Consider the following 26,949-nt stretch of genomic DNA (forward strand, 5'->3'; position numbering starts at 1 on the left):
CCGCACCCCGACCCGCACCGATCTCTCGGACCCACCGGAAGGGCTGGATCTCATGCGCGCCACCTTGCGCTGGGCACACTCCGACCTGCGCGCGCACCGCGGCGAGGCGCTCTTCCTCGTGCTCGCCACCGCCGGAGTGGTGGTGTCGCTGCTGCTGGCCGCCGCGCTGTTCGGCTACGCCACCAACCCCTGGCAGCGGGTCTTCTCCCAGACCCGCGGCGCACACGTGTGGATCCACACCGGCACCTCCACCGACCTCGGCAGACTCAGGGCCGTGGCCGGGGTCGAGGGGGTGGCCGGGCCGTACGCCACCGCCGTGACCACCCTCGGCGCCCGCGGCACCCGCGCCACCGTGGAGCTGCGGGCCACCTCCGCGCTCCCCTCGGTGGGCCGTCCGCTGCTCACCGCCGGGCACTGGCTGGATACCGCCGCACCCGACGGCGTGGTCCTGGAGAGCCGCCTGGCCCGCGCCCTGCTGGCCGGCCCCGGCGACACGCTCGCGCTGCCGGACGGCGGCGGAACGCTCACCGTGGCGGGGATCGCCGACACCGCCGAGGCCCGCTACCGCCCGGGTGAGCAGCCCGGTCTCGTCTGGGCGCTGCCCGCCGCCGTGCACCGCCCGACCGGCCAGATCGTCGGACTGCGGCTGACCGATCCCGCCGAGACGGACTACGCGGTGCAGCGCGCCGTCACCGTGCTGGGCTCGGGCGCCATCGGCGAGGTCTCCACCTGGCAGCAGGCCCGCGCCGAGGCCCAGGGCGACAACCGGCTGCTGGGCCAGGTGCTGGGGCTGTTCGGCCTCGGCGCGCTGGTGGCCGCCGGGTTCGCCGTGCACGGGGCGATCGCCACCCGCATCCGCGGGCACCTGCGCGACATATCCGTCCTGAAGGCCGTCGGCTTCACCCCGAGCCAGGTGGTCCGGGTCTTCCTCTCGCAGCACATCGCGTACGCCCTGGCCGGTGCCGTCGCCGCCGTCGCGCTGACGGACGCGCTCGGCAGCCGGGTCCCGGGCCGGCTGGGCGACGCCGTCCGGATGTGGCGGGTGCTGCCCGGCCACACCTTGACGGAGCTGGCCGTCCCGGCGGGAGCGGTGCTGTTCATCGCGGCGACGACGGGGCTCGCGGCCTGGCGCGCGGGCCGTGTCCCGCCGGTGCCCGGCGCCCGGCCCGCCCCTCGCGGGGGCCGGGCACCGCGCGCCGTCCGGGGCGGCTCCGGCGGGCGGCTGGCCGCGCCGCTGCGGCGGGCCCTGGAGATCAACGTGCCGGCGCCCCTGGTGCTCGGCCTGCACACCGCCTTCTCCCGGCCGGCCCGCTCGCTGGCCACGGTCGCCCGGCTGGCGCTGCCGCTGCTGCTGATCGTGGTGGCGATGAGCGCCTGGACCACCCTCGACCGCTTCCACAGCAGCCCGGAGCGGATCGGCGTGCCCACCGCCCTGACCGTGCACACCCACTCGGGACTCGGCGACCGGGAGGTCCGCGCCCTGCTGGCCCGCGATCCGCAGGTCGCCGCCGCCTACCCGGGCGTCGAGGTGGCCGCGCTGGTGCCGGGGCAGACCGCCACGATCGCGCTGCGCGGCCTGGGCACCCGGCACGACCCCTACCCGTACGCCCTCGCCGAGGGCCGGGCGGCGCGCCAGAGCGACGAGGCGGTCGCCGGGCAGGGCCTGCTCGACCTGCTGGACGTGCGCGTCGGCGACTGGGTCCGGATGACCGTCGGCGACCAGCCGCAGATCCTGCACATCGTCGGCCGCAGCATCGAACCGGAGAACGCCGGCCGGGTCATCTCCACCTCGCTCGACACCCTCCGCGAGAACGATCCGCGGCTCGCCCCGACCCTCTACCAGGTGCGCCTGGTGGCCGGCGCCGACCCGCACACCGTCGCCGGACGGCTGACGGCTGCCGCCCACGACCGGCTGGACGTGCACGCCGCGGCCAACCCGGCCGACGAGCTGTCCCCGCTGCGCGGGGTGGTGGCGGGACTGATCCTCGTACTGGCCCTCATCGGGCTCGTCGAGGTGCTCACCGCGATCGGCGGGACCGTCCGCGAGGGCGAGCGCGACCTGCTGGCCTGGAAGGCCGTCGGCCTGTCCCCGCGGCAGATCACCGCGGTCACCATGACGGCCATGGGCTGCACCGCCCTGGCCGCGTTCGCGGCCGCCGCCGCGCTCGGCGCCCCGCTCGCCCACTGGCTGATCGACGCGCAGGGCCGCTCCAGCGGCATCGGGGCGGGCATCGCGCAGGATCCGCCGCTGTGGCTGCTGCTGGGCTCCGGCGCCGCCACCATGCTGGGCGCGGCCGCCCTCGCGGCACTGCCCGCGGCCCGCGCGGCCCGGCGCCGGCTGGCGGACTCCCTGGCAGCGGTGGCCTGACCGCACGGCGGACCCGCCGCCCCGGGCGGCCGGGACGGGGCCGGGCGTCAGGGCAGTTCCTGCTCCACCCAGATGGACTTGCCCGAGCCGGTGTACCGGTAGCCCCAGCGCCGCGAGGCCTGCGCCACCAGGAACAGTCCCCGGCCCCCCTCGTCCGTCGTCCTGGCGTGGCGCAGCCGCGGCGAGGTGCTGCTGCCGTCGAGCACCTCGCAGGTGAGGACGTGGTGGCGGATCAGGCGCAGCCGGATCGGGGCGGTGCCGTAGCGGATGGCGTTGGTGACCAGTTCGCTGACGATGAGTTCGGTGGCGAACCGCAGGTCGTCCAGGCCCCACGCGTCGAGCTGCCGGTTGGCCAGGGCCCGCGCCTCGCGGACGGCCGCGGGGTCGCCGGGGATCTCCCAGACCGCCACGTCGGAGTCCGGGAAGGAGGTGGTGCGGGCGAGCAGCAGGGCGGCGTCGTCGTGCAGCGGGCGCGAGAGCAGGGCGTCGACCGCGTCGTCGCAGAGCCGTTCCAGGGGCGCGCCGGGGTCGCCGAGCAGGGCGCGCAGCCGGGCGACGCCCTCCTCCATGTCCTTGTGCCGGTCCTCCACCAGGCCGTCGGTGAAGAAGGCCACCAGACTGCCGTCCGGGCAGTCCATCTCGACGGCCTCGAACGGTACCGAGCCGATCCCCAGCGGCGAACCGGCCGGGAGGTCGGGCACGAAGGCCGTCCCGTCCGGCCGCACGATCACCGGGGCCGGATGGGCGGCGCGTGCCAGCGTGCAGGTCCGGTCGACGGGGTCGTATACGGCGTACATGCAGGACGCGCCCAGGGTGCCCAGCAGGCCGGCGCCGTCCGCGCCGCAGGGCTGCTCGGCGCGGATCCGGGTCACGAAGTCGTCGAGGTGGGCGAGGAGTTCATCGGGCGGCAGGTCCATGGCGGCCAGGGTGTGCACGGCGGCCCGCAGCCGTCCCATGGCCGCCGCCGCGCCCACGCCGTGGCCGACGACGTCCCCGACCACCAGCGCGACCCGGGCGCCGGAGAGCGGGATCACGTCGACCCAGTCGCCGCCGACGCCCGCCTCCTGCGAGGCGGGGAAGTAGCGCCAGGCGATCTCGGCGGCCTCGTCGCCGCCGAGCCGTCCGGGCAGCAGGCTCCGCTGCAGCGACAGCGAGATCCGGCGTTCCTGCGCGAAGCGGTGCGCGGCGGCCAGCGCGGCGCTCCCGTGCACCGCGAACTCCTCGGCGAAGGCGAGGTCTTCGGGGGTGAACGGGTCCCGGTCCCGGCGGCGCCGGAAGGTGACGAGCCCGAGCGAGGCGGCACCGGCACAGAGCGGAACCGTGATCGGCGGATGGTACGCGTCCTCGTCGGCGGCACCGGCGTGCTCCGGGTTGTCGGCGTCCGTACCGGCGGTACCGGCGTGCTCCGGGCCGTCGGTGTCCGTACCGGCGGTACCGGCGTGCTCGCGGACGTCGGCGTCCGCACCGGCGGTACCCGCGTGATCCCGGCCGTCGGGGTCCCCACCGGCGGTACCGGCGGATTCCGGGCCGGCGGTACCGGCATGCTCACGGTCGTCGGCGTCCGTACCGGCCGCCGCGGTCCGCACCGGCCCGGTGCCGCGGGGGTCGCCGGCGGCGGTCGTCCCGGGGTGTCCGCGGGCATCGGCCCCGGCGTCGGGGTGGACGTCCGCCGGTGCGCCGAGGGTGCCCTCGCCGTCGGTCAGGCAGCGGGCGGCCCGGGAGCGGGGGCCGTACTCCACGGCCCCGTTCGCACTCCCGGGGAAGCTCACGCATGCCTCGCCCGCGGCCAGGTGCGCGGCCCGCCGCAGCCGGACGGGCTCGCTCCCGGAGACCGCGGGGATCTCACCGCCCTCGATCACCGCGTCCGCGAGTTCGACGCTCACCAGGTCCGCGAAGTCCGGTACGCAGATCTCCGCCAGCTCCTGCGCGGCCCGGACCGGGTCCAGCTGCTTGCCGCACGCGCGGGCCCGGCCCAGCATCAGCTCGCGGTGGTGCCTGCGCCACCGTTCGGTGACGTCGAGGACCAGGTAGCACAGCCCGGTCGGCCGGTTGTCCTCGTCCTCCAGCCGGAAGAAGGAGGCCGCGTACATGTGCTCGCCGGACGGGTCGGACAGGATGGGCCCGCGGTACTCGTAGTCGATGCACGGCGTGCCCGTCTCCAGGACCCGGCGCATCGCGACCTCGCCCGCGGCGGCCTGCTCGGAGGGGAAGACCGCGCCGAGCGTGCGTCCCAGCCGGTCGGACACCCCCGACGCCCGCACCAGGGCGTCGTTGACCCAGGTGTACCGCAGCTCCGTGTCCATGACGGCCATGCCGATCGGCAGGTGCGCGAGCAGGCCGTCCAGCAGCGACCGGTTGACGCCGGGCAGCACGGCCTCGTCCAGGTCGAACATGGTCATCAGCCAGTGCTCGCGGCCCGCGGCACCGCCCAGCGCGCAGACCCGCAGGCCGAGCCGCAGGTCGTGTCCGGCGCGGTGCCGGACCCGCGCGACCCCGCTCCAGTCCCCGTGCTCCGGCCGCGGCACACGGTCGCCGCCGGCGAGCAGCGCGTCGGCGGGGCGGTCCAGGATCTCGCCCTCCGGGTAGCCGAGCAGCGCCTCGGCCGCCCGGGACCATCCGATGACGTCGCCGGCGCCGTCCAGGAGGGCCGCCGCCGGTGAGGACGCGGGTCCGGCCGGCCGCCGCGGCGCGGCACTTCCGTCGTTCGGGGCCGTGGTCATGGCGTTCCCGGTCGAGTGGGTGCAGTGTGCATGTGTACGCGATTCGGGTGATTCCGCCTTTTCGTCAGTGTGCATCACGGGGTGCGCGACCGCCACATCGGCAGGACCCCGCGCGCGGGGTGCGGACGCGGCCCGGACCTGCGCCGGGACCGTGCGGCGGACGGCTCGCGCGGGCGGCTCCGGGGGGCGGGGCCCGTGCCGTGCACGGGCGGCGGCGCCGGGTGAAGTTCCCCAAGGGGCAGTCTTGTTGACCTGATCGCCGTTCTCCGGGCGCGCGAACCCCGACACAATGGGTGTGGCCTGGGCGGATTGCGGGAGCTCCGGATCGAATCTGCGGCTGGGCCGATACAGACGACGACCACCCGGGCCTGCGGACCCCTCCCCGCCATGACGCGAGGGGACGGCTCACGCGCCATCGCCTCGATGCGCTGTTCGTTCGGAGTGGAGTCTGGCCTTGGGCCCCCAACATCTCTCTACACATCTGCTGTTCCCGGTTCTCGCGTACACGACCGCGTGCGCCGCCGCCTTCCAGGTGCGGGCCTGTACGGTCCGCCACCGGGCGCGAAGGGCGGAGGCGGGGCGGACCTGGCTCGGCCTCGCCGTGCTGGCGCTCGCGGCCGGCACCTGGGGCGCGAACGTGATCGCCCTGCTCGGCTACGGCGTGTCCGGTGCCACGGTGCGCCACGACGCGCTGCCCACCGCGTTCTCCGCCCTGGTCTGCGCGGGCTCCGCGGTGTTCGGTCTCGGCCTCGCGGACACCGCCCGGTCCCGGTCGGGGCCGGTCGCGGGCGGGGCCGTGCTGACGGCCGGCCTCACCGCGGTGTACTTCCTGGGCACGACCGCGCTGGACGCGCCGCCGGTGGCGTTCGGCCGTTCCCTCGGTGTCACGTCGGCGGCCGTCGCGCTGACCGCCGCGGCGGCCGCGGCCCTGCTGTGGCCCGCGCCGCCGGGCGGACCCGTGGGCGCGGTGGCGCCGTTCCTGGCGGCGGCGCTGCTGTGCGCCGCGCAGTACACGCACCTCGCCGCGGTGACCGTGGCCCCGGCGGGCGCGGGCGGCGCGGCCGGTGCCGGTCTCGGCGGCCCCGCCCTCGGGGTGGCGGCCGCGGCCGTGGTGTCCCTGGCCCTGCTGACGGTGGCCTTCAACCTGTACGTCACCCCGCTCCAGGACGTGCGCGACGCCCCGAGGCCGCTGGTCACGCGCGAGCTGCCGCCGTATCTGCTGACGCCCCCCGAGCCCGTCACCAGGCCCGTGGCGGCCGTGCCGGTCCCCGTGACGTCCGGGGAGGACGGGATCGTGGAGGCGGGCCCGGTGCTGCGCGTCGGCGGCTGAGACCCGTCGGGCCGGCGGGAGGGAAACCTTTCTTCAGGGGAAGTCTTCGTCAGGAGAGCGAGCCCCCTCCCGCCGGCCGGATCAGCGCGTCCGGGGACGGCTCACAGCGCGCCGATACGCATGGCGTAGGCCACCGCGTGCGTGCGGTTGCGCAGGTTCAGCCGACGGGTGACGGCGAAGATGATGTTCTTGATGGTGCGCTCGGAGTAGTTGAGCCTGGCCGCGATCTCGGTCGTGTCGAGGCCCTCGGCCAGCAGCCGCAGCACCTCCACCTCCCGGCCCTCGAAACCGCCCGGCAGGATCGCGCCCGTCGGATCGCGCAGCAGCGTACGCAGCTCCTCGATCAGCGATCTGAGCAGTTCCCCCGGCATCTGCGCCCCGCCCGCCCGGCTGTTCAGCACGGCCTGGGTGATCTCCGGGAAGCCGGCCTGCGCGCGGGGCAGCACGCTGACCAGGCCGAGGCGGACGGCGCGGGCCAGCCGCGGCCTGCTGATGCGGTCGGCGACCAGGACGATCCGCATCTCGGGGTTGACGGAGACGGCCGAGGCCTCCTCCATCCAGGACATGGCCTCCTCGGTCACCTCGTTGGCGAGGACCAGGACGACGTCGGCCCGCGCCAACTGGTCGGCCGGCAGCAGCATCGCCCCTTCCGACCTGCGCAGGAGCACCTCGGCACCCTGCAAGGACACCGGATCGGCCGCCCGGACGACGATCGATATCAGGGCAGGAGACTTCTCCTTGTGGGTCAACGCAGGTCCTCCAGGATCGGCGCGACGTGGTCTCGGCGCACGATCGCGTGATGTGGGGGGTTCCAAGGGTTCGTCGTGGAACCGCCGGCCGGGCGGGCGTCTGGGGCCGGATGATCGGCACACCCTCGCGACGCTGGATCAGCATCCGCTTCGGGAGCTCGGTCGGGACGCCCGGCAGCCGCCCCGTGGTGACGGCTTGGTGATCTTCAGTTCTGGATGTCCGCCGGAGCGGCGGGCGAAGGTTCGGGACGCGCGCCCGGCCGGAGGCGGGCTGTGACGGCTACCGGGACACTTCGGGAGTCCCGGTTCTGTCACCCCGCGCGGACCTCCGCACACCGGCGCGCGGGTGCCTTGCCGCACCAGCAGCATTTCCGTACATGCTCACCGTCGTTCCATGCGACACCGCTTGCTCGTTCCGAGGGACCATACAACTGCCATTGGCCGCCGCCACGCACAAGAAGGCGTCAGATAAAGAGAGTTGCCCTTTGAGGCGGCATCGTTGCGCGATCGACCCGCGAATAGGGCACTCGCGGGGAGAGGCGGGGCATGCGCAGGCGCCGTGAATGGCCCCGAGAACGACTCGGGGGCGGTTCTCGGGGAAACAAATCCGGTGACCGGCGCGCGGGCGCCCCCGGGAGTCTCGGTGAACTCCCGGGGGCGTCCGAAGGCGGCGACTGACCTGCGTCGCGTCAGGACTTGTAGAGTTCCCAGAACCGGAAGACCGTCGACGTGTCGAGACAGTACACATATCCGTCCACGTCGTGCCGGATGACCGCGTACTGCTTCGCCTGCCAGATCGGCAGCATCGGCAGGCGGTCCGCGACGATGTCCTGGATCTCGCCGAAGTCGGCGGCGGTGTCCGAGCGGTTGCTCACGGTCGCCGTGCGCGGAATGAGCTTCTGCGTGATCGTGGTGTTCTCGAAATGGTTGCCGAGCACGTTCTCGTCGCCGAAGAACGGTGCGGTGAAGTTGTCCGGATCCGGATAGTCGGGAAGCCATCCCTTGACGTAGACGCCGTATTTTCCGGCGGCGATGTCCTTTTCGTACCTGCCGAACGCGACGGACTTCATCCGGGCGTCGAACAGGCCGCTGGCGTTCAGCTGGTCGGCGATGGCCCGGAGCTCGTCGTCCGTGGCCGGCCCGTAGCGGGAGGGCGTGGACCACAGGGTGAGCGACACCTTGTCGTCGATGCCGTCCGCCCGCAGCGCCGCGGCCGCCCTGGCGCGGGAGGGCTCGCCGCCGTAGCGGTCGAAGAACGCGGTGTTGTGGCCGACGATGCCGGCCGGGACGATCGAGTACAGCGGGATGGCCGTGCCCTTGTAGATGCGGTCGACCAGCGCGTTGCGGTCGATCAGATAGGCGATCGCCCGCCGCACCCCGAGCCGGCCGGCGACGGGGTCGTCCATGTTGAAGACCAGGTCCTGGACCTCGGCGCTGTTGCCCTCGACGACCTCGGCGTCCTCGCGGGAACCGTGTTCGTCCAGGTCCGCGATGTCCTGGGCGCTCAGTCCGCGGTAGGCGACGTCGACGGATCCGCCGGTCAGGGCGTCCTTGAGCGCGCCCCGCCGGCCGTGGAAGAACTTCAGGGTGACGCCGTCGTTCTTCGCCTGCGCGGTGCCCCGGTAGGCGGCGTTGACCGAGAAGGCCGCCTGCTTCTCGTCGAAGGAGTCCAGCGTGTACGGGCCGGACCCGACGACCGTGTGGTCCCGCCGCAGCGCGTCCGCCGGGTATTCGTGCCGGTCGACGATGGACCCGGCGCCCGAGGCGATCTTGCTCGGGAAGGTGGCGTCCGGCGTGTTGAGCCGGAAGACCACGGTGCGGTCGTCCGGCACCTCGACCCGGTCGAGGGACTGGAACATGACCGCCGGTCCCGCGGGATCGTCGATCTTCCGCAGACGGTCGAAGGAGAATTTCACGTCCTGCGCGGTGAGCGCGTCACCGTTGCTGAAGTGCAGGCCCTCCTTGAGGGTGCAGCGATAGACCTCGCTGCGGGTATCGGTAAAGGAACAGCGGTCGGCCGCGTCGGGCTCCGGCTCCGCACTTCCGTTGGGGAAACCGAGCAACGACTGGAATACGTTGTTGAACAGCAGCCAGGAACCCGGGTCATAGCCCGACGCGGGGTCGGTGGCCAGAATGTCGTCGGACATTCCGACGACCACGCGGGAGCCGTCGTCAGAACCGACTCCGGAACCGCAGCCGGTCAACAGGACGGACGTCAGTGCCATGAGGGCAGGCAGAATCGACCACCCGCTGCGCTTGCTCACTTGAGATGCCTTCTTCTGCTCCGGGACGCCTTTTGCATCGGGTTTCTATCAGGCGCCGGACGGCGAATTGCCGTGCCGAGAGAGAGCAGGATCGTTTGGGCAGCAAGTGGTGACTCGCAGGCAGCGTCAGGGGCGCGGGGACCGGAATTCGACCTGCCGTGCGGAGCACGGGCGGGGAAATCCGGAACGGCCGCCGCACGGTGGTGCGCGGCGGCCTGAATTCCCGGCGGTCCGCGGCGCCCGGGTCAGTTCACCGCCTTCTGGCCCGTGGGGCCGACCGCGAACCATTTGCCGTCCACGCCCTGCCCGTTGAGGTCGCCCGCCGCGGTGTCGCCGGAGAAGCGGTAGACGGGCCGGCCGCCGACCGTGACCTGGACCTGGCCGTCCTGCCTGCGGATCGCGCCGACCTCCTTCGGGTTCACCCCCGCCAGGTAGACGTTGCCGCCCTCCTGGATGGTCACCGGCGGCCACTTCACCGCGCAGGCGCCGTCGCAGTGCGACGCGGACGGGGAGGCCGTGTCGGCGTCGAACCGGTACAGCGCCGCCTGGTTGATGTTGATCAGGTGCGGGGCCGACAGCTGCGGGGAGGTCACCGCCGCCAGCTGCACCCATTTCGGCGGCGCCTCCTGCACGGCGGCGCCGACCACCGTGCCGCCGGTGCCGTTGAGGCCCGCGTCCCGTGCCGTGGAGTCCACCACCTGCAGGGCCGAGTTGCCGGCGCCCTGGGCGGGGGCACCCGTCGTGGCGGGCGCCGCGGAGGTGGCCGGGGCGGCGGCCGGCGTGGACGGGGCGTTGCTGTCGCCTATCTGGATCGTCTTGCCACAGGCGGTCAGGCTCGCCACGCCGCACACCGCGAGGGCGGCGGCGACGGTGACGCGGCGCTTGGCGGCCCCGGGGGACGGCGGGCCGCTGAGAAACGAGTTCATGCGAGACACACGACGCGGAGGCCGTCCGGGGTTCAACGCGGTGCCCGGATCTCTCCCGGCTGCCCTCCGGGTGAACGATTCCGCCCGTCGGCCTCGTGTTCCTGCCGGAGAACCGACCGTCGTCGTGCAGGAACAGGAGCCGGCCGTGGCGTCCGACGTCTACATCCCCGTCAGCGAGCTCGAAGAGGCCCAGAAGATGCTGGGCACCGTCCAGAGCGAGATCGACATCGGGCACAGCCTGTTCGACTTCGACAAGGCCTTCGGCCCCGAACTGTCCCGCGGCGCGGCCCAGAACTTCGAGAACCGCTGGGAGGACGGGAAGCACCAGCTCCAGAAGCAGGTGGAGGGGATCAGGTCCGCCATCGGCAACATCCTCGACTCCATGGCCAAGACGGACCAGGACGCGGTGGCGCATCTCGGCGGCGGCAAGTGACCGCCCCGACGGACACGGTGAAGGGTGAGCGATGAGCACGGCGAGCACGGCACGGCGATTCCTGCTGGACGTCCCCGACGGCTGGGACCAGATCGACCTCGGCGGCGAGGAGCTGACGCGCCTGCGCGCCGAGGCGCTCGCCTCGACGGACGATCCGCGGCGGAAGGCCGAGATCAACGACATGTTCCGGCAGGGCCGTGAGGTGACCCGCGCGGCCCGCCGTCACGGCGCGCTGCTGGCCGCGGGCACGGCGACCATGTACCCCGACGGGCTGTTCATGGCGTACGGCATGGTCTTCGCCGTCACCACGCCCGAGGGCCAGGAGATGACGCTGCCCGTGCTGTCGGCGCAGCTGGGCGTCTCCTCCGCCTCCGGCACGGCGCCGAAGGACCGGGTGATCGCCTCGGCGGAGGTGCCCCACGTCGGCCGGGTGGCCCGGGTGACCGGCACCGAGGTGACGCGGGTGACCGCGGACGTCTCCGTCGAACTGCTGACGATGCACACGATGATGCCGGTGCCCGGCACCACCGAGGACTTCCTGGTGGTCACCCTCGCCAGCCCCAACCTGCCGCTGCGGAACGAGGTGTACGACCTCTTCGACGCCGTCACGAGCACGTTCCGGTTCCTCACCGAGGACGGCGTCCAGGTCTGACGGTCCCCCGTCCCCCGCAGGGGCGGCCGTCGCCGTGACGGCCGCCCCTGCGGACTCCCGCGGCGCTACCCGTCCGCGCCCAAATACGGCACCTGGACGGTCCGCAGCACGCCGTCCCCCAGGTGCAGCAGGCCGCGCCCCGGCTGCGGGGCCTGGCCCACCACCCCGCGGGTCAGCTTCACGCCGATGACCTCGCCGTCGCTCAGCCCCTGCGGGGAGAGCAGCATGCCGGTGCGGTTGCGCTTGACCTGGCCCATCCATCCGGCCAGGCTCAGCGACAGCGACTCGGCGTTGCCGGCCGCGAGCACGCCCCAGCCGGTGCCTGCGCCGCCGCGGGCGAGCACCGCGAGATCGGAGTCGATCTCCGCCCCCATGAAGAGTTCGGCGTCGTCGACGACGATCACCCCGTACTCCTGGGAGACGTTGTTCAGCGCCTGCCGGAACTCGCCCGCCGGCACCTCGGCGTCGGTGATCACAGCGACCACGCCCGGCCGTCCGCCGAGCCCGCGCAGCGGTGAGCGGCGCGGTGCCAGCACGATCAGGCCCGTACCGGCCGCGAGCAGCGACTCCGCCGCGGTGAGCAGCGCGGAGCTGCGCCCGGTGCGCGGCGGCCCGGCGATCACGAAGGTGGGCACGTCCGTGAGGTCGGGACCGAGCGAGGTGAGGGTGTCCCCGCCGACGGCCACCAGCGGCCGCATCGGCCCGGCGGCCGTGTGCAGGGCGAGCGCGTCGGCGTAGCTGATCCGGTCGGGCAGCACGTCCAGCCTGACCGCGCGCCGGTCGGCGGGGACGTCGGCCTCGCGCTCGGTCAGCTGCCGGGCCAGGGCGGACAGCACCTCGGCCTGCGCGGTGCCGGCCAGGTCCTCGCCGAGCACGGCGATCTGCGCCTCGCTGAGGTCCTGCGGGCGGATGCCGCGGCCGGGCTCGGGGTCGGCCGGCGCGGACTTCGTCGGGATGCCGACGCCGGAGTAGTCCTGGCGGTCGTTGAGCCTGAGGACGATCTTGTCCTCGGTGGTGCCGGAGAAGCGGCTGCCGCCGAGCACCCGGTCACCGGCGAGGACGACGTGGATGCCGACGCCCGCGCCGTCGCGCAGCAGGCGGAGCATCCGCTCCAGGTAGCTGCCGTTGTCGTACGCCGCGAACTCCCGCTCGAAGACCTCGAACCGGTCGACCAGCAGCACGATGTGCGCGAGCCGCCCGCCCGGCGGCTGGCCGCGCCGCAGTTCGGTGAGGTCGGCCGTGCCGCGCGAGCCCAAGACGGCCTGGCGTGCGGTGAGTTCGGCGCCGAGCCGGTCCAGGAGCCGGCCCAGCCGTTCGGTCTGGGTGCGGTCCACGACGGCACCGCAGTGCGGGAGTTCGGCGAGCACGTTGAGCGCGCCGTTGCCGCAGTCGATGCCGTACAGGTGCACGTCGTCGGCGCCGTGCGCCTGGCCGAGCGCGGCGGCCAGGGTGCGCAGCGTCTGCGAACGGCCGCTGCGCGGCGAGCCGATGACGTGCAGATGGCCCGCGCGGTCGAGGTCGAACGTCAGCGGCGCGCGGCTCTGCCGGGCGGGCAGGTCGACCATGCCGTACGTGACGGCGGGCAGCGCGGCCTCGCGTGCGGCGGCGGGCTCGGGCGCGGGCGCCGGGGTCCACGGCAGCAGCGTGGGCAGCGGCGGCAGCCACGGGCTGGGCTGGCGCGGCACCCCGCTGAGCGCGGCGGCCTCGGCGACGGCGGCGACGAGCACGGCGAGGTCGGTGACGGCCTCGGTCCGCGCCGCGGGTCCGCCCGCGCGCCCGCGCGGGGCCGGCAGCGGTCCGCCGAGGTCCTTCCAGGCCACCGGGGTCGCGTCGACGGCGACCTCGGTGCCCTGGGCGGGCAGCCCGCCGGGACGGCGGCCGCCGACACGCCCGGACTGAAACGGCAGCAGCGCCGACGGGCCGAGCCGGGCGTAGGCGCGGCCCGGGTTGGCGGGCGAGATGTCACCGGAGTCGGGGGCGTCGATGATGTCCCGGCTCTCGCCGGTGTCGGTGGTGCGCAGCGCGATCCGCAGGTTGGTGTTGGCCCGGATGTCCGGGGTGACCGCGCCGCCGGGCCGCTGGGTGGCGAGCACCAGGTGGATGCCGAGGGACCGGCCGCGCTGCGCGATGTTCACCAGGCCCGAGATGAAGTCGGGCAGTTCGCGGACCATGGACGCGAACTCGTCGATGACCAGCAGCAGTCGCGGCAGCGGCGGCAGCACGTCGCCGCCGCGCGAGCGCTTGTCGAGGTAGTCCTCGATGTCCTTGGCCCCGGCCTGCGCCAACTGCGTCTCACGGCGGCGCAGTTCGGCGCCGAGCGACACCAGCGCCCGCTCCACCAGCCGGGTGTCGAGGTCGGTGACCAGGCCGACCGTGTGCGGCAGGTCGGCGGCCTCGGCGAAGGCGCTGCCGCCCTTGTAGTCGACGAGGACGAACGTCATCTCGTCGGGCCGGTTGACCACGGCGAGGGTGGCGACCAGGGTCTGCAGCAGTTCGGACTTGCCGGAGCCGGTGGTGCCGGCGATCAGCGCGTGCGGTCCGTCGCGCACCAGGTCGACGGCGAACTCACCGTCGTAGCCGACGCCGAGGACCGCTCTCGTGGAGCGGCCGCCCAGCGACCAGCCCGCCACCAGCGCCTGCGCGCCGGGCGGTTCGAGGCCCAGCAGGTCGAGCAGCCGCACGGAGCCGGGCAGCGCGCTCTCGTCGCTGTCGCCCACTCCGCGCAGCGGGGCCAGTGCCCGTGCGAAGTCCTCGTACCAGGCAGGTTCGGGGGAGTCGCCGCGCACGTTCTCCAGCGCGGCCGCGGAACCGGTGCGGACCTTGACGGTGCCGGTGGCGGCGTCGGCGACGACGACGGCGCCGCACTCCTCCGGCAGCAGCCGCTCCTCCCGGTCGATGCAGATGGTGTGCACGCCCACCGACGGGCCGTCGCGCAGCAGGGCGATGACGCCGGGCAGCGAACGGGCCCGGCGCGCCTCCTCCAGGACGACGAGGATGTCGGGGTAGCCGTTGGCGCCGCCGCGGGTGATGTCGGGTCCGGCCGCGCCGCGCGCGGCGACGATCTGGCCGAGTTCGCCGATCCGCCGGGCCAGCGACTCGGCGGTGCTGCCGATCAGGGCGTACGCGTCCTCGCCCTGCGCCTGGCCGTGCGGCAGCCAGCGGGTCCACGACCAGTCGCGTTCGCCGGACGGCCCGGCGAGGACCACGATGCGCAGGTCGGTCGGGCTGTGCAGGGCGGCGGCCTGCGCGGTCAGCCAGCCGGCCAGCCGGGTCGCGCCCGGTCCCGCGACGCCCGCGACGCCCACCCGGCGCAGCGGCAGGGCGACCGGCACCTGGTGCAGCCACGGCACGGTGGTGCGGCGGTGCTCCTCCTGCTCCGGGTCGTCGACGCTGACCGACGACGGCAGATCGGTGGTGCCGGCGCGCACGGTCAGGAAGTCGGGGTCCTGCCAGCGGCGTTCCCACAGCCGCTCGGACGGCTGGACCGCCATCTGGAGCAGCGCGGCCGGATCGGGCAGGGAGAGACGGAGGTTGTGCTGCTCGTCGAGGACGGCGGCGTCGATGTCGGCGCGGACGCCGGCCGCGGCCCGGTCGTACTCCTCCTTTTTCTCCAGGTACTTGAGCATCGCCTGCTTGCGGCCGCCGAACTGGGTGACCAGCGCGGCGATCGGCGAGAGCAGGGCGATGAAGACGAACGACCACCGGTGGGTGACGAAGATGGCGATGGCGGCGCTGCCGGCCGGCAGCAGCAGGATCGGCAGCAGCGGGATCGGCCGCTTGTCGGGCTTGACCGGCGGGGTGGGCAGCCGGAACTTCCCGCCGGCCGCGGGCGGCAGGAACCGCGGCGGCCGGTTGAACTCCAGGCCGAGCCCGTCCTCCGCCGCGACCAGCGGGGCCTGCGCCGCCCGCCGTGAGGTGAGCTCCAGCAGGATGGTGCCGACGGCGAGCTGGCTGCCCTCGCGCCAGGGCGAGGGCAGGGGCGAGGGCTTCCCGTCGAGCAGGGCCGCCTCGGCCTCCAGCAGTTCCGCCCGGCCGTCGACGTGGACCCGTACCCGGGCCGCGAGCGCGGGCGCGCCCTCGGCCAGGCGGATCCGGCAGCCGGGGCCGGTGCCGATGCCGTAGTCGCCGGGGACCAGGCGGTAGGTGGTGCCCGCGCCCGGTCCGGAGACGACCCGGACCTCGGTACGGCCCTCGGGCTCGGCCTCCCCGGGGAGGGGAGCGCCGAGGCCCAGGTCCATGCCGTCCCGCACACCCGCTGCCTGAAGGGTGCTGAGCGGGTCGACGAGCGTCGAGCCGATGTACAGGGCCGGCTCCGGGGCCGCGGTGCCGTCGGCCCCCGCGTACCCGACGGCACGTGCCAGCCCGGACGCGAACCTGCCCGCGGTGGCGGCGGGTTCGGTCCGTACGGAGACGGTGGTGGACACCCCCTCGGCCCGCGGGTCACGAACACTGACGGTCAGTCGCACTGCTCATCGTCCTTTTCGAGTAGCGGTGGGTGCGGGGCCGGCGGGTCAGGAGAGGGCGGAGCCGAGCTGGTTGTCGGTCTGGTCGAAGGCCTCGCCGACGGTCTTCACGTACTGGCCGATGCCCTGGAGGCCCTGGTTGACCTGCTCGAAGCCCTTCGCGAACTCGTCGAAGAACGGGGAGAACTTCTGCTGGGCGGCCGGGGTGCTGTAGCCGTCGGCGAGCAGGTTGGTGATCTTGCCCCGGACCTCGTTGAGCTTGTCCTGGAGCTGGGCGAAGTCGTTCAGCAGGGCCTGCGAGGTCGACGAGGTGGTGTCGGAGTTGACGCTGTAGTTGGGCACGTGGAGTACTCCTTGCTGGTGATCGGTACGGTCCATCCGTTCGGGGATGGAGAACTGGAGGGGCGCGGGGGCGGGCCTGGCCGCCCTGGCCGCTGTAGCCGCCTTGGCCGCCCTAGCCGCCTTGGCCGCCGCCCGGGGGCGGGCCGTCCGAGGCGGCGGGAGACGCCGGACCGGCGGGACCCGCGTCCACCGGGGCGGTCGCGGGAGCGGGGGCCGGGGCGGATGCGGGTGCGGGTGCGGGTGCGGGGGTCGGCGCCGGCGCGGGGGCGGGCTGGGGCGCGGTCGCGGGTGCGGGCGCAGGGGCCGGAGCTGCGGCAGGCGCCGATGCCGGGGCCGTCGCGGGCACGGGTGCGGGGGCCGGGGCGGGGGCTGCGGCCGGGGGTGCCGGTGCGGGCGCGGGTGTGGCGGGCCGGGTGTCCGGTGCGGGCGCCGGTGTGGTGGGCCGGGTGTCCGGTGCGGGAGTCGTGGGCCGGGTCTCCGGCGGGGAAGGCGGAGTCGCGGGGTGCGGCGCGGGGGGCGTGACGTCCGGGCGAGGGCTCCCCTTGAACGGGATCTTGTCGGTGAGGCCGTCGACGGAGCGGCCGAACCCGGCCTTGCCGATCGCCCCGACGCCGATTTTGGCCGCCGAGTTGGCGATCTCGCCGGCGGCGACCTCGTTGGGGTCGCCGCCCTGGGCCACCCCGACGCCGATCTTCGTACCGAGGGTCGCGCCTTCCTCAAGGGTGGCGCCCGCCTGGTCGGAGAACTTCTTGCCGAGGGAGTCGCCCAGGGCCGGCTCCGTGGTGTCGCCGAACCGGCCGGGCTGTCCCTCCTCCACCGGCGTGTTGCCGCGGGCCTTGCCGATCCCGCCCACCACGCCCTTGAAGGCCGTCTTGGCCACCGCACCGGCCGCGGCCCCCGCGAGGATGCCGGCGGCCGTGAGCTGGTCGTGGTTGGCGGCCTTGGACGCCGCCTCGATACCGGAGTTGACGGCGAAGTCCTTGGTGATGTCGCCGGCGGCCTTGCCCACGGGGCTGCGGATGAAGCCCCCGATCACCTTGGTGTTGGTGAGGGACTCCCCGATCCTGCCGATACTGCCCGTGGCCTGCTTGAGCAGCGGGAAGTTCTTCACCGCGGCCACGAGCGCGGGGGCGGCGGCCTCCAGCGCCCGGCCGCCGAGCTTGAGCAGCGAGCCGCCGGGGATGATGCCGAGCAGCCCGGTGACGAAGTCCCCGGCCTTGATCCCGCCGGTCTGACTCGCCACGACTTGGTTGAAGATGAACAACGCGCCGCCGAGCAGCACGCCGACGAGCGGGAAGAACACCGAGACGACCGCCACGAGCAGGGCCAGGATGATCTGCACGAAGGGGAAGTCTTTGAAGAAGTCGGCGATCTTCTGGAAGATGTTCCGTTCCGGGATCGCCTCCGACGCCGCGCGGTCCAGCACCTCGGCGCACCGCCGCTGGGCACTCTCCCGCATGGCCTTCGCCTGCTCCGCGAGGCCGCGGGCCGCGCCCATCTCCGCCTGCCCGGCGGCGATGGAGTCCTGCGCCGAACGCGCCTGCGCCTTCTCCTCGTCGGTGGGTTGGGCGCTCAGCTGCGGCGGGGTCAGGTTCGCCTGCGGCGCCGCGGTCCGTGCCCGGTCCACGGCCTGGTCGAACGTGCCCTGCGCCTCCTGGAGCCGGGGGATGTACTCGCTGTAGGCCTGGGCGGCGTCGTGGTACGACGTCATCGTGGTCTTCAGCTTCTCCGGCAGATCGTCACCGATCTTCTCCGTGAGCTTGTCCATCGCCGCGCCCTTGCCCCGGGACAGCCCGCCGTCCTTCTTCATGAGGTCGAAGGCCCGCTCGGCGGCGTCGCCGATCTCCCGGTAGCGCTTGGCGATGTCCTGGATGACGGCCGGGTCGCCGGGGGTCGGGTCCGAGTCCATGCCGAGCAGCTGGAAGTCCTCGGGGCTCGAGTGCCGACGTGCCATGTGCGATCCCCCGGGTCCGGTTCCTGTGGCGTGCGATCGCGAGGTACACGGGGCGGGAGTCCTGGAGGGTTCAACAAATCTCGCGCCGCGTTCGAACGTTCCGGCCCGGCGGCACCGTGTAGTCGGTGCAACGCAACACCGGACGACATGGGTGGACACGATGAGCAACGGCGCGGGCCGACTGCCCGAGCACCGGCCGAGAACCGTCTCGGCACCGAGCATCCCGCGGGCTCTGCTGCACGCCCTGACCGCGCTGTTCGCGGCGTTCCTGGTGGCGCTCGGTACGGCGGGTCCCGCGGCGGCGGCACCGCCGGGCGACGACCTGGTCAAGGTGTTCGTGGTCCAGGACCCGGCGCAGACCGGCGGGCAGCTCGCCACGCTCCCCTCGATCGCCGCGGCCGTCCTGGGCGACCCGGCACGGGCCGACGAGATCCTCCGGCTCAACCAGGGCCAGACGCAGAAGGACGGCGGCGCCCTCACCGGCCCCGGCGACCAGCTGCACCCCGGCTGGATCCTGCGGCTGCCGCAGGACGCCTCGGGGCCCGGCGTCCAGCTGGCGAGGGACACCTCGGGCCAGGGCGGCGGCACCTCCGCCCCGCCCGGCTCCGGGCAGCCGGCCGGGGCGGGCACGGGCGGCGGGCAGTCGTCCACCGTGCTCACCATTCCGCTGGCCGCCGCGGTCGCGCTGCTCGGCGCGGTCCTGCTCGCGCTGGTCACGGCGGGCATCGTGGGGCGCCGGAAGGTGCGCGCCGGATGGTCGGCGGCCGGCCGCGCCCTGGGCAGGCTGGGCGAGCCCGCACGCAGGCGCCGCAGGCTGGCGCAGCGGCAGGCGACGGGCCGCTGGTTCGACGCGGACGCCGAGTCGGTACGGCGTGCCTACGACGCCCTCGGCGAGTTCGCCGCCACGGACCGGGCGCCGGAGCGGGCGGTGCACGCGCTCAGCGTCGACGCGCGCGAGGTGACGGTGTGGCTGTCGCCGTCCGACACCGCCGACGCGCCCTGGACGAACGCCGACGGCACACGCTGGCGCCGCCCGGCCGGTGCGCCGGGCCCGTACCCCCCGTCCGGCACCGCCCCGGCCGCCGCCGCGCCCACCGCGGCCTGCCTGGTGCGGGCCGGCACGGACGCCGAAGGACGGCCCGTGTTCGTCGACCTCAGCCGCCTGGACGGCGTCCTCAGCGTGACCGGCGAGAAATCGGTGGCCCGTGACGTCGTGCAGAACCTGCTGGCGGAGATCGCCCGCACCCGCCCCGGCACCCCGGTGACCGTGCTGCGCGGTGCGGCCGACGCCCCGCCGCTCCTCGTACCGCCGGGCCTGCGGCAGCTGCCGCAGGCCGGTCCGCCGGCCGTGGCCGCTCCGGCACCGGCGCGGGGCACCGTGCGCGCCGCCGCCTCGCGGCGGCCGGTGCAGGGCCTGGTGGTGGTGGCGGGCACGCCGGACGGGCGGGAGGCCGCCGAACTGGCGGCGCTGTGCGGTCCGGGCGGTGCGGGCTGGACCGGGCTCGTCTACGGCGGGTCGCCGGACGCGCACTGGCACTGGTACGCCGACGGCGAGGGCCGCGTCGACATCCCGGTGCTGGACCTGAAGGTCACGGTCCCGGCCTGAGAGTCGCGGTCCCGGCCTGAAGTCATGGTCGCGGCCTGAGGGAAGGCCCGCGCCCCCGTGGGGAGTTACGACTGGGGAGCGGGCCTTCCTCCGTCCACGCCGACGGGCGTGGTGGGGGCGGCCCGCGGCGTTCCAGTGTCTCCGCGGGGGAGCATGAGTCGCCACAACGCTGCGGGAGGCCGATCGGGACGATGGGCTGTCTCCGCCCGTCCGCCCGGACGTCCTTCAGGAACCGCCCGAGCCGACCGTGCGAGCGTCGCACCGAGCCGTCGGGACCGACAAGGCCGACCTGCGCATCCTGCCCTGACGGGCCCCGCGCGTGACCCGTCAGGCAGACCTGCGCACGCCCCTCACCGGCCGGGACGCGGCCGGGCGGAGCACGGCGATGATTATTGATTGACTACTCCACAAAGCGCGCTAGCCTGGCCCCATGGCACGCACCAGGGAGTTCGACATAGACCAGGCCGTGGACCGCGCCACCGACCTGTTCTGGCGCCGCGGCTACGCCGAGACCTCGCTCCAGGACCTGCTCCAGGAGCTGTCCATCGGCAGCGGCAGCTTCTACGCGGCCTTCGGCTCGAAGGAACAGCTCTATCTCCGCTCCCTGGACCGGTACGCCTCCCTCCAGGCCGCCGACCTGGAGCGGGTCATCGAAGGGACGGCGGAGATCCGGCCCGCCATCCGCCAGGTGCTGACCTCCATGATCGAGGCGGACCTCGCCGACCCCACGCGCGGCTGCCTGGTGGTGAACACCTCCACCCAGTGCGGCGACCAGCAGGCGGCGTCGGACCGTGTGACCGCCGCCATGCGCCAGGTCGAGACGTTCCTGGCCGGCGGCCTGGAGCGGGCCCAGGCCCGGGGCGAGATCGCCGCGGACAAGGACCCGCGGGAGCTGGCCCGGTTCTTCACCACGTTCATCCAGGGGATCCGGGTCATCGGCCGCGCCCGGATGGGGCGGGAGTTCGCGCAGGACGCCCTGTCCGTCGCGATGCGCACCCTGGACTGACCCCGCGGCGCCCCCGAGCGTGACGCCCCGGCCGCCTGGCACCATGTCACCGCCGCAGCCGTCGGCCTGCCCCGCCCGGGGTCCCTAAGCCCTGGTCCGTGCGGCCGTGGAGCGTCAGCGGGCGGTGGCGGCCCGCTCGACCAGCCGGGTCACGGCGTGCGGGTCGGTGACGGCCACGTCGTGCGGTGCGGCCACCTCGACGGTGTGCGCGTGGGCGCGGGCGGCCATGGCCCGCTGGGCGGCGGGCGGGATGGCGTGGTCCGCGCCGGCGACCAGGTACCACGAGGGGATGCTCCTCCAGGCCGGAGCGGTCGAGGGCTCGCCCAGCGCCTGCGCGGTCACCGGCCGCTGGGTGGCGGCGAGTTCGGCCGCCTTCGCCGCGCCGAGCCGGTTGCTGAGGAAGACGTCGCGGTACTTGTCCGGCTTGATGTAGAGGTCGACGCCGGTGCTGCCGTCGGCCTGCGTGAACGGGACCGGGTTCAGGGCCGTCGGCACCGGGGCGTGCGGGTCGTCGCTGAGGTGGCTGCCGGGGTACTCGGCGGCCAGGCCGGCGGCGCTCTCGCCCTTGTCCGGAGCGAAGGCGGCGATGTAGACGAGGGCCTTCACCCGCGGGTTGCCTGCCGCCGCGTCGGTGATGACGGCTCCGCCGTAGGAGTGGCCCACCAGGACGATCGGTCCCTTGACCGTCTTGAGGTAGTCGGCCAGGTAGGAGGCGTCGCTGCTGAGGCCGCGCAACGGGGTGGCGGGGGCCGTCACCCGGTAGCCGTCGCCCTGCAGGCGCCGCACGACCCCGTTCCAGCTCGACGAGTCCGCCCAGGCGCCGTGCACGAGGACCACGGTCGGCTTGGCCGCCGCGTCCGCATGGTGGTCCTGGGTGGCGAACGCGGTGGTGGTGCTGACGCCCGCGGCGAGCGCGAGGGCCGTGGTGGCGATGGCCGCGAGACGGCCGGAGCGGTGCTGGAACACCTGACTTCTCCTTCGGGGTGACTGCGGGGTGCGGGCGCGCGAGGTCGCGCGCCGACCGCAGCGTAGATAGAACGTTCTGTTCACTTGGAACCTAGCGGCGGCCTCCGGGCGTCGGCAACAGCCGTACGACGGAAGATGGGTCACACCGGCGGCGGGAATGAACGCGGGCCGGGCCCGGTCAGCGGTCCAGGAAGTCCAGGAGGCGCGCGGTCATCTCCGCGGGCTTCTCCTCCCACAGCCAGTGGCCGGAACCGGGAACGACCTCGCCGGTGACATGGGTCCCGTACCGGCTGACCTGGTCGGGGACGGCGCTGCCCAGGCTGTACTGCGCGCCGAGCGCCAGGACGGGCATCGTCAGCTTCCGCTTGCCGTAGACGGCGTTGTCGGCGACGTCCTTGTTCAGCGCCCGGAACCACTCGAAGCTCGCCCGCAGGTGCGCGGGGTCCTTGAGGTAGTGGCCGTAGACCGCCGCGTCCCGGGGTGTCACGCCGTCCTTGTCGTGCTCCAGCATGTCGGAGAAGCGCTCGACCCACTCCGTCTCGTGTCCCTTGACGGCCGCTTCCGGCAGGCCGTTGGTGACGTTGAAGAATCCGAAGTTCCAGAAGCCCGGACCCTGCGCGGTGAGGGAGGGGAACGTGTAGAGGCTCTTGTCCGGGAGGGGGGCCTCGCTCAGGACGAGCTTGGAGACGCTGCCGGGGTGCGCGGAGGCGTAGGCGTAGGCGACCATCGTGCCGATGTCGTGGCCGACCAGGTTGACGTCGCGGTCGCGTCCGAGCTTCTCCAGGAGCCCGTGGACGTCCTCGGCCATGGTCTTCTTGTCGTAGCCGGACGCGGGGGCGTCACTGGCGCCGGCGCCCCGCAGCGAGGGCGCGATCACGTGGTAGTGCCTGCTCAGCTCGGGCATGACCTTGTGCCACTCGTACCAGCTCTGCGGGTAGCCGTGCAGCAGGACCAGGGTCTTGCCGCGCCCGCCCTCCACGTAGTCGATGCCCACCTTGCCGACCTTCACCTTGTGCTCCGTGAAACCGGCGGGCACCCGCGGCTCGGCGGCGGCACGGGCGGGGCGGCCGGGCCCGGACCCGTGCTCGGGCTGCGTCGCGAACGCGGGGGCGCCGGCCAGCGTGGTGGCCAGCGTGGCGGCGACGGCCGCGCCGCCGACGAGGGCGGTCAGCTGGGTCTTCCTCATGAGAAATCCTCTTATCTGGAATGATCGCTCCACTATGTGGCAGCGGAACTCCACCGCCGGGAGGTGGATCGATTCGGGAGGTGGATCGATTGATCCAAAACGGGGCAATCGCTAAGCAATCACCCACCGAAAACGGTAATAGGTGATTGACGTTTCAACAACCCGGCCGGTGCCGTGGCTCCCCTCACACCTCGCCCGCCCGCGGCCGCCAGCTGCGCAGCTCGCCGCTGCCGGCGTGGAGTTCCAGCAGCTCGCCGGTACGCGGATGCCGGTGAGTGGGCCGGAACCCGGGAACCGCGCCGATCCGGGCGCCCGCCACCGGATCCCAGATCTCCGCACCGGTCTCCCCGGCCGACAGCAGCAGGCCGTCCACGGCGAACAGCCGTCCGCCGGGACCGGTGAACCGCTGCGCGACCCGGTGCCCGCCGTCTTGGTCCAGGAACTCGTACACGGTCACCCCGTCCACCAGCAGGTCCTCGGTGCCGCCGAGCCCGCCGACGGCCAGCCGGTTCTCGTCGAGCCAGGTCACCGGCCGGTTCCAGTGCGCCCGGCAGCCGTCGAGCTGCGCCCATCCGACCGCGGCCGGCCAGGCGGACTCCAGCCCGGCCAGCCAGGCCCGCAGGTTCCAGGCGACCACCGTTCCGTAGGGGTGCCAGTGCCAGCCGTCCGACACCACGCGCCCGCCGCCGGGGCTGGGGTGCAGGGCGCCGTGGAACACCGACACCCAGGGCATCTCCGGCCGCTCGGTCGGTATCGCGGTCAGGGCCGCGCCCGTCGCCGCGTCAGCGGCCGTGATCCGGTTCCACGCGGTGCGGTGCAGCACCACGTGCCGCCCCGCGTGCACGGTGAACGCCAGGGAGAAGGGGACGGTGCCGCTGTGGAAGCCGTCGTTGCGCAGCGCGAGCGTCACCGCTCCGGTGTCCAGGTCCAGGACCTCGCCGTGCCGCCCGTGGTCCACGACCACGGCCGCGAAGCGCCCGTCCGCCGAGGCGTGCAGGCGCCGGGTCCCGGCCCGGTCGTCCCAGGACCGGCCGCCGTCGGTCCGGCCGACGTCGCTGCGGCCGGCCTCGACGCCCACCCGCCCCCGGCCGTCCCACAGGTGAAGGCGGCCGTCCTCGCCGAGGAGCAGGATGCCGCGCCCGGTCGCGGCCATGTCCTCGACCCGCCCCACCCCGTCCGGCAGCGGGCGGCGTTCGACGGCCGTACCGAGCCGCGGGGTCCACTCCGGGGCTCGCGGGCCGGCGGGAGAAGTGCCGTGGTCGTGCGCGGGGTTCATGGGGACGGGACGCTCCTGGACAGGGTCGGGTGCTGTCGACGCGGCCGGCCCGTCGCACCGGGCGCCGACACCGCGCAGAAGGAGATCAAAAGCGGCGGCGACCGGGCCGGCCGGACGACCGCGCCGAACTCGGCCCTTTGACGCCGTGGCCCTACCCGATCACGCAGCATGCGGGCCTGACTTGTGGAGTCACGGCCGGTCGCCGTCTTACATTCCACCGACTGTCGAGGCGGAACGATCCGTTCGACGGGATCTCGGCGGCCGGCGACCGCAGCCCGGTGCGCCGCCTCGGCACCCCCGCGCGGGCGCCGCAGGCACGGAACGTCCCTTGGAGAACAACGCATGAACCGCAGGACTTTGGCGCTGTCGGCGGTGGCCGGCCTGCTCGCTCCGGTCATCACCGCGTGCGGCGGACAGGACGGCGGAAGCGCCGGTGCCACCATCGTCGTCGGCACCACCGACAGGTTCACGGCCACCAAGGAGGCACCGGCCCCCCTCGACCCGGCCTACACCTACGACACCAACTCCTGGAACCTGCTGCGGCAGACGGTCCAGACGCTGATGATCGAGCCCAAGGGCGAGGGCTCCCCGGTGCCCGAGGCCGCCGAGCGCTGCGGCTTCACCGACCACGGCGACGAGCGCTACGCCTGCACCCTGCGCAAGGACCTCCAGTTCTCGGACGGCGAGAAGATCACCTCCCGCGTCGTCAAGGACTCCATCGAACGGTCCCTGCACATCGACGCCGACACCGGGGTCGCCGCGCTGCTCAACACGATCGACACGATCGAGACCCCGAGCGACCGCGAGATCGTCTTCCACCTCAAGACGGCCGACGCGACCTTCCCGTTCAAGCTCACGACCCCCGTCGCGGGCATCGTCAGTGCCAAGCACTACGACCCGGACAAGCTGCGCGACGGCTTCGCGGTCGACGGCTCGGGCCCGTACACCTTCAGGGCGGCCGTGAAGGGCGACACCGTCACGGAGGTCACGTACACCAAGAACCCCACGTACAAGGGGAGTCTGACGGTCAACAACGACCAGGTCGTGGTGCGTGTCTACGACGACACGAACGCGATGGGCGCCGCGATCGACAAAGGGGACATCGATGTCATGATCCGGACGATGTCGCCGGCCCAGATCGAGAAGCTCGACGCGGGCACCGACGCCAAGGTCGACCTGGTCGAGATGCCGGGCCTGGAGATCCGCTACCTGGGCTTCGACACCGACGCGCCCGTCATCAGGACCAAGGCCGTCCGGCAGGCCATGGCCCAGCTCGTCGACCGCGAGGCACTGGTGGCCAAGGTGTACGGCACCCAGGCCGAGCCGCTGTACTCGCTGGTCCCGGCGACCCTGGCCGGGCACTCCAACTCGTTCTTCAACAAGTACGGCGACCCCGACGTCGCGCGGGCCAAGGACCTGCTGGCGAAGGCGGGCGTCGCCACCCCGGTGAAGCTGACGCTGCACTACACCACCGACCACTACGGGTCCGCCACGAAGGAGGAGTTCGAGATCCTGAGCGAGCAGCTGCGCGCGAGCGGCCTCTTCGACGTGACGATCCAGGGCACCCCCTGGTCGACCTTCAGCTCGGCCGAACGCAAGGGCGCCTACGGCGTGTACGGCATGGGCTGGTTCCCGGACTTCCCCGACGCGGACAACTTCGTCGCGCCGTTCCTCGACAAGGACAACTTCCTCAACTCGCCGTACTCCAACAAGGACATCCAGCGGACGCTGATCCCCGAGACCCGCCGCCAGCCCGACCGGATGCAGGCCGCGGGCACGCTGGCCCGCATCCAGGACACGGTCGCCGAGGACGTCCCGGTACTGCCGCTGTGGCAGGGCAAGCAGTACGTGGCGGCCAGGGACGACGTCACGGGCGTCGCCTACGCCATCAACTCCTCGTCGGTCCTCCAGCTCTGGGAGCTGGGACGGGGCCTGAGCGGCTGAGCCACGCGGAACGGACGCGCCGCAGGGCCCGGGACGGCGGACGGTCCCGGGCCCTGCGGCGCGTCGCGGTCAGTCGAGCTGCTGTGCGGTCTGCGCGACCAGCAGCGGCATCCGGCGTATGTCGTCCAGGGTGAGGGCGAGGCCGGCCAGCGCGCAGGCGGCCCGCATGCCGATCAGGGTGTCGACCTCACCGGGCTCCAGATCCTCCCAGTCGGCGACACCGGCCGCCTCGAAGGCGGCGCGCAGTTCGGCGGGCATGCCGGGAAGGTCGTCCGGCAGGTGGAGGTCGTCCAGGCTGATCTCCACGATCTTCTGCCCGTCGACGGCGTACGTGAAGAAGGCGTCCCCGTTGATGGTGGTCGAGCTGGTCACCGCGGCCCGGCCGCCGGCGGACAGGGTCTCGGCCGGCTCGTCCTCGAAGGTCCACCCGGAGTCGTCGTAGACGAAGGTCCACCCGCCGGTGCTCCCCGCCAGCAGCACGGCGGCGACTCCCGGATCGGTGCCGAGCGCCGCGCGGGGCAGTGAGGTCGACTCGTCCGGCTTGCTCCCGGGCAGTTCGCAGGAGCGGATCGACCCCGGCTCGGCGCCCAGCGCCTTCAGCGCCTCGACGGGCTCCACGCCGCGCACGACGTGCAGGATGTGGTTCCCGTACCCGTCCTCGAGATCCGTGATCCACACCGGCTGTCCTTCGGAATCCACGGTGCTCGGCGGAAAGCCAGGCATGGTCATGATCGGCCTCTTCTCCTGTGATCTCGGAGTCGGTC

At 73.6% G+C, this 26,949-nt stretch carries 18 protein-coding genes; 7 read left to right on the forward strand and 11 right to left on the reverse strand.

What is annotated here, in order from left to right:
• Positions 1 to 52 precede the first annotated feature (52 nt).
• Positions 53 to 2,368 carry an FtsX-like permease family protein gene (locus ACIQOE_RS18830; protein ID WP_401412441.1) on the forward strand — a complete coding sequence of 772 codons (2,316 nt, stop codon included), beginning with the start codon at positions 53 to 55 and terminating at the stop codon, positions 2,366 to 2,368.
• Between the two features lie 47 nt (positions 2,369 to 2,415).
• On the opposite strand, the gene ACIQOE_RS18835 is transcribed toward ACIQOE_RS18830, so the two are convergent.
• Positions 2,416 to 5,088: a SpoIIE family protein phosphatase gene (locus ACIQOE_RS18835; RefSeq protein WP_401412443.1), complete on the reverse strand. Its 2,673-nt coding sequence runs from the start codon at positions 5,086 to 5,088 to the stop codon at positions 2,416 to 2,418.
• A gap of 454 nt (positions 5,089 to 5,542) precedes the next feature.
• Here ACIQOE_RS18835 and ACIQOE_RS18840 point away from each other — a divergent pair, with 454 nt between their 5' ends.
• Positions 5,543 to 6,418, forward strand: a complete 876-nt coding sequence (locus ACIQOE_RS18840) for a hypothetical protein (protein WP_401412445.1) — start codon at positions 5,543 to 5,545, stop codon at positions 6,416 to 6,418.
• A gap of 101 nt (positions 6,419 to 6,519) precedes the next feature.
• Here the strand turns inward: ACIQOE_RS18840 and ACIQOE_RS18845 are convergent, their stop codons facing one another.
• From ACIQOE_RS18845 to ACIQOE_RS18855, 3 genes are all read right to left on the reverse strand, one after another.
• Entirely contained in the window at positions 6,520 to 7,167 is a 648-nt protein-coding gene (locus ACIQOE_RS18845) for a response regulator transcription factor (protein WP_351322075.1), read from the reverse strand.
• A 689-nt stretch (positions 7,168 to 7,856) separates the two neighbouring features.
• Positions 7,857 to 9,431, reverse strand: coding sequence for an ABC transporter substrate-binding protein (locus tag ACIQOE_RS18850; protein ID WP_365556383.1), 1,575 nt, complete (start codon positions 9,429 to 9,431; stop codon positions 7,857 to 7,859).
• A gap of 245 nt (positions 9,432 to 9,676) precedes the next feature.
• Positions 9,677 to 10,357 (reverse strand): hypothetical protein, encoded by a 681-nt coding sequence (locus ACIQOE_RS18855; protein ID WP_351322079.1) that lies wholly within the window; start codon positions 10,355 to 10,357, stop codon positions 9,677 to 9,679.
• A 145-nt stretch (positions 10,358 to 10,502) separates the two neighbouring features.
• On the opposite strand from ACIQOE_RS18855, the gene ACIQOE_RS18860 reads away from it, so the two are divergent.
• Together ACIQOE_RS18860 and ACIQOE_RS18865 are read left to right on the forward strand one after the other, a co-directional pair.
• Entirely contained in the window at positions 10,503 to 10,790 is a 288-nt protein-coding gene (locus tag ACIQOE_RS18860; protein WP_365556381.1) for a hypothetical protein, read from the forward strand.
• Positions 10,791 to 10,821: 31 nt separating this feature from the next.
• Positions 10,822 to 11,442, forward strand: a complete 621-nt coding sequence (locus ACIQOE_RS18865) for a hypothetical protein (RefSeq protein WP_351322083.1) — start codon at positions 10,822 to 10,824, stop codon at positions 11,440 to 11,442.
• A 65-nt stretch (positions 11,443 to 11,507) separates the two neighbouring features.
• Here the strand turns inward: ACIQOE_RS18865 and ACIQOE_RS18870 are convergent, their stop codons facing one another.
• The 3 genes from ACIQOE_RS18870 to ACIQOE_RS18880 form a co-directional block, all read right to left on the reverse strand.
• Positions 11,508 to 15,908 carry an FtsK/SpoIIIE domain-containing protein gene (locus tag ACIQOE_RS18870; RefSeq protein ID WP_401412448.1) on the reverse strand — a complete coding sequence of 1,467 codons (4,401 nt, stop codon included), beginning with the start codon at positions 15,906 to 15,908 and terminating at the stop codon, positions 11,508 to 11,510.
• Between the two features lie 45 nt (positions 15,909 to 15,953).
• Complete coding sequence (locus ACIQOE_RS18875) at positions 15,954 to 16,247, reverse strand: WXG100 family type VII secretion target (protein WP_351322087.1); 294 nt, start codon at positions 16,245 to 16,247, stop codon at positions 15,954 to 15,956.
• 112 nt (positions 16,248 to 16,359) lie between these two features.
• Positions 16,360 to 18,201, reverse strand: a complete 1,842-nt coding sequence (locus ACIQOE_RS18880; RefSeq protein WP_401412450.1) for a hypothetical protein — start codon at positions 18,199 to 18,201, stop codon at positions 16,360 to 16,362.
• 160 nt (positions 18,202 to 18,361) lie between these two features.
• Here ACIQOE_RS18880 and ACIQOE_RS18885 point away from each other — a divergent pair, with 160 nt between their 5' ends.
• Both ACIQOE_RS18885 and ACIQOE_RS18890 read left to right on the forward strand, forming a co-directional pair.
• Entirely contained in the window at positions 18,362 to 19,807 is a 1,446-nt protein-coding gene (locus ACIQOE_RS18885; protein ID WP_401412452.1) for a hypothetical protein, read from the forward strand.
• 430 nt (positions 19,808 to 20,237) lie between these two features.
• Positions 20,238 to 20,813, forward strand: a complete 576-nt coding sequence (locus ACIQOE_RS18890) for a TetR family transcriptional regulator C-terminal domain-containing protein (protein ID WP_365556373.1) — start codon at positions 20,238 to 20,240, stop codon at positions 20,811 to 20,813.
• A gap of 114 nt (positions 20,814 to 20,927) precedes the next feature.
• Here ACIQOE_RS18890 and ACIQOE_RS18895 read toward each other — a convergent pair whose 3' ends face one another.
• The 3 genes from ACIQOE_RS18895 to ACIQOE_RS18905 form a co-directional block, all read right to left on the reverse strand.
• Positions 20,928 to 21,779, reverse strand: a complete 852-nt coding sequence (locus ACIQOE_RS18895; RefSeq protein WP_365556371.1) for an alpha/beta hydrolase — start codon at positions 21,777 to 21,779, stop codon at positions 20,928 to 20,930.
• Positions 21,780 to 21,957: 178 nt separating this feature from the next.
• Entirely contained in the window at positions 21,958 to 22,965 is a 1,008-nt protein-coding gene (locus ACIQOE_RS18900; protein ID WP_401412455.1) for an alpha/beta fold hydrolase, read from the reverse strand.
• Positions 22,966 to 23,149: 184 nt separating this feature from the next.
• The gene (locus ACIQOE_RS18905) at positions 23,150 to 24,241 is read right to left on the reverse strand and encodes a hypothetical protein (RefSeq protein WP_401412457.1); all 1,092 of its coding nucleotides are present in this window, start codon (positions 24,239 to 24,241) and stop codon (positions 23,150 to 23,152) included.
• A gap of 342 nt (positions 24,242 to 24,583) precedes the next feature.
• On the opposite strand from ACIQOE_RS18905, the gene ACIQOE_RS18910 reads away from it, so the two are divergent.
• Positions 24,584 to 26,185, forward strand: a complete 1,602-nt coding sequence (locus ACIQOE_RS18910) for an ABC transporter substrate-binding protein (protein WP_351322101.1) — start codon at positions 24,584 to 24,586, stop codon at positions 26,183 to 26,185.
• Positions 26,186 to 26,254: 69 nt separating this feature from the next.
• Here the strand turns inward: ACIQOE_RS18910 and ACIQOE_RS18915 are convergent, their stop codons facing one another.
• The gene (locus ACIQOE_RS18915) at positions 26,255 to 26,863 is read right to left on the reverse strand and encodes a DUF6461 domain-containing protein (protein ID WP_401412460.1); all 609 of its coding nucleotides are present in this window, start codon (positions 26,861 to 26,863) and stop codon (positions 26,255 to 26,257) included.
• Positions 26,864 to 26,949: the final 86 nt, after the last annotated feature.

This window comes from Streptomyces sp. NPDC091282 (genome assembly GCF_044757385.1).
Classification (GTDB): domain Bacteria; phylum Actinomycetota; class Actinomycetes; order Streptomycetales; family Streptomycetaceae; genus Streptomyces; species Streptomyces gramineus.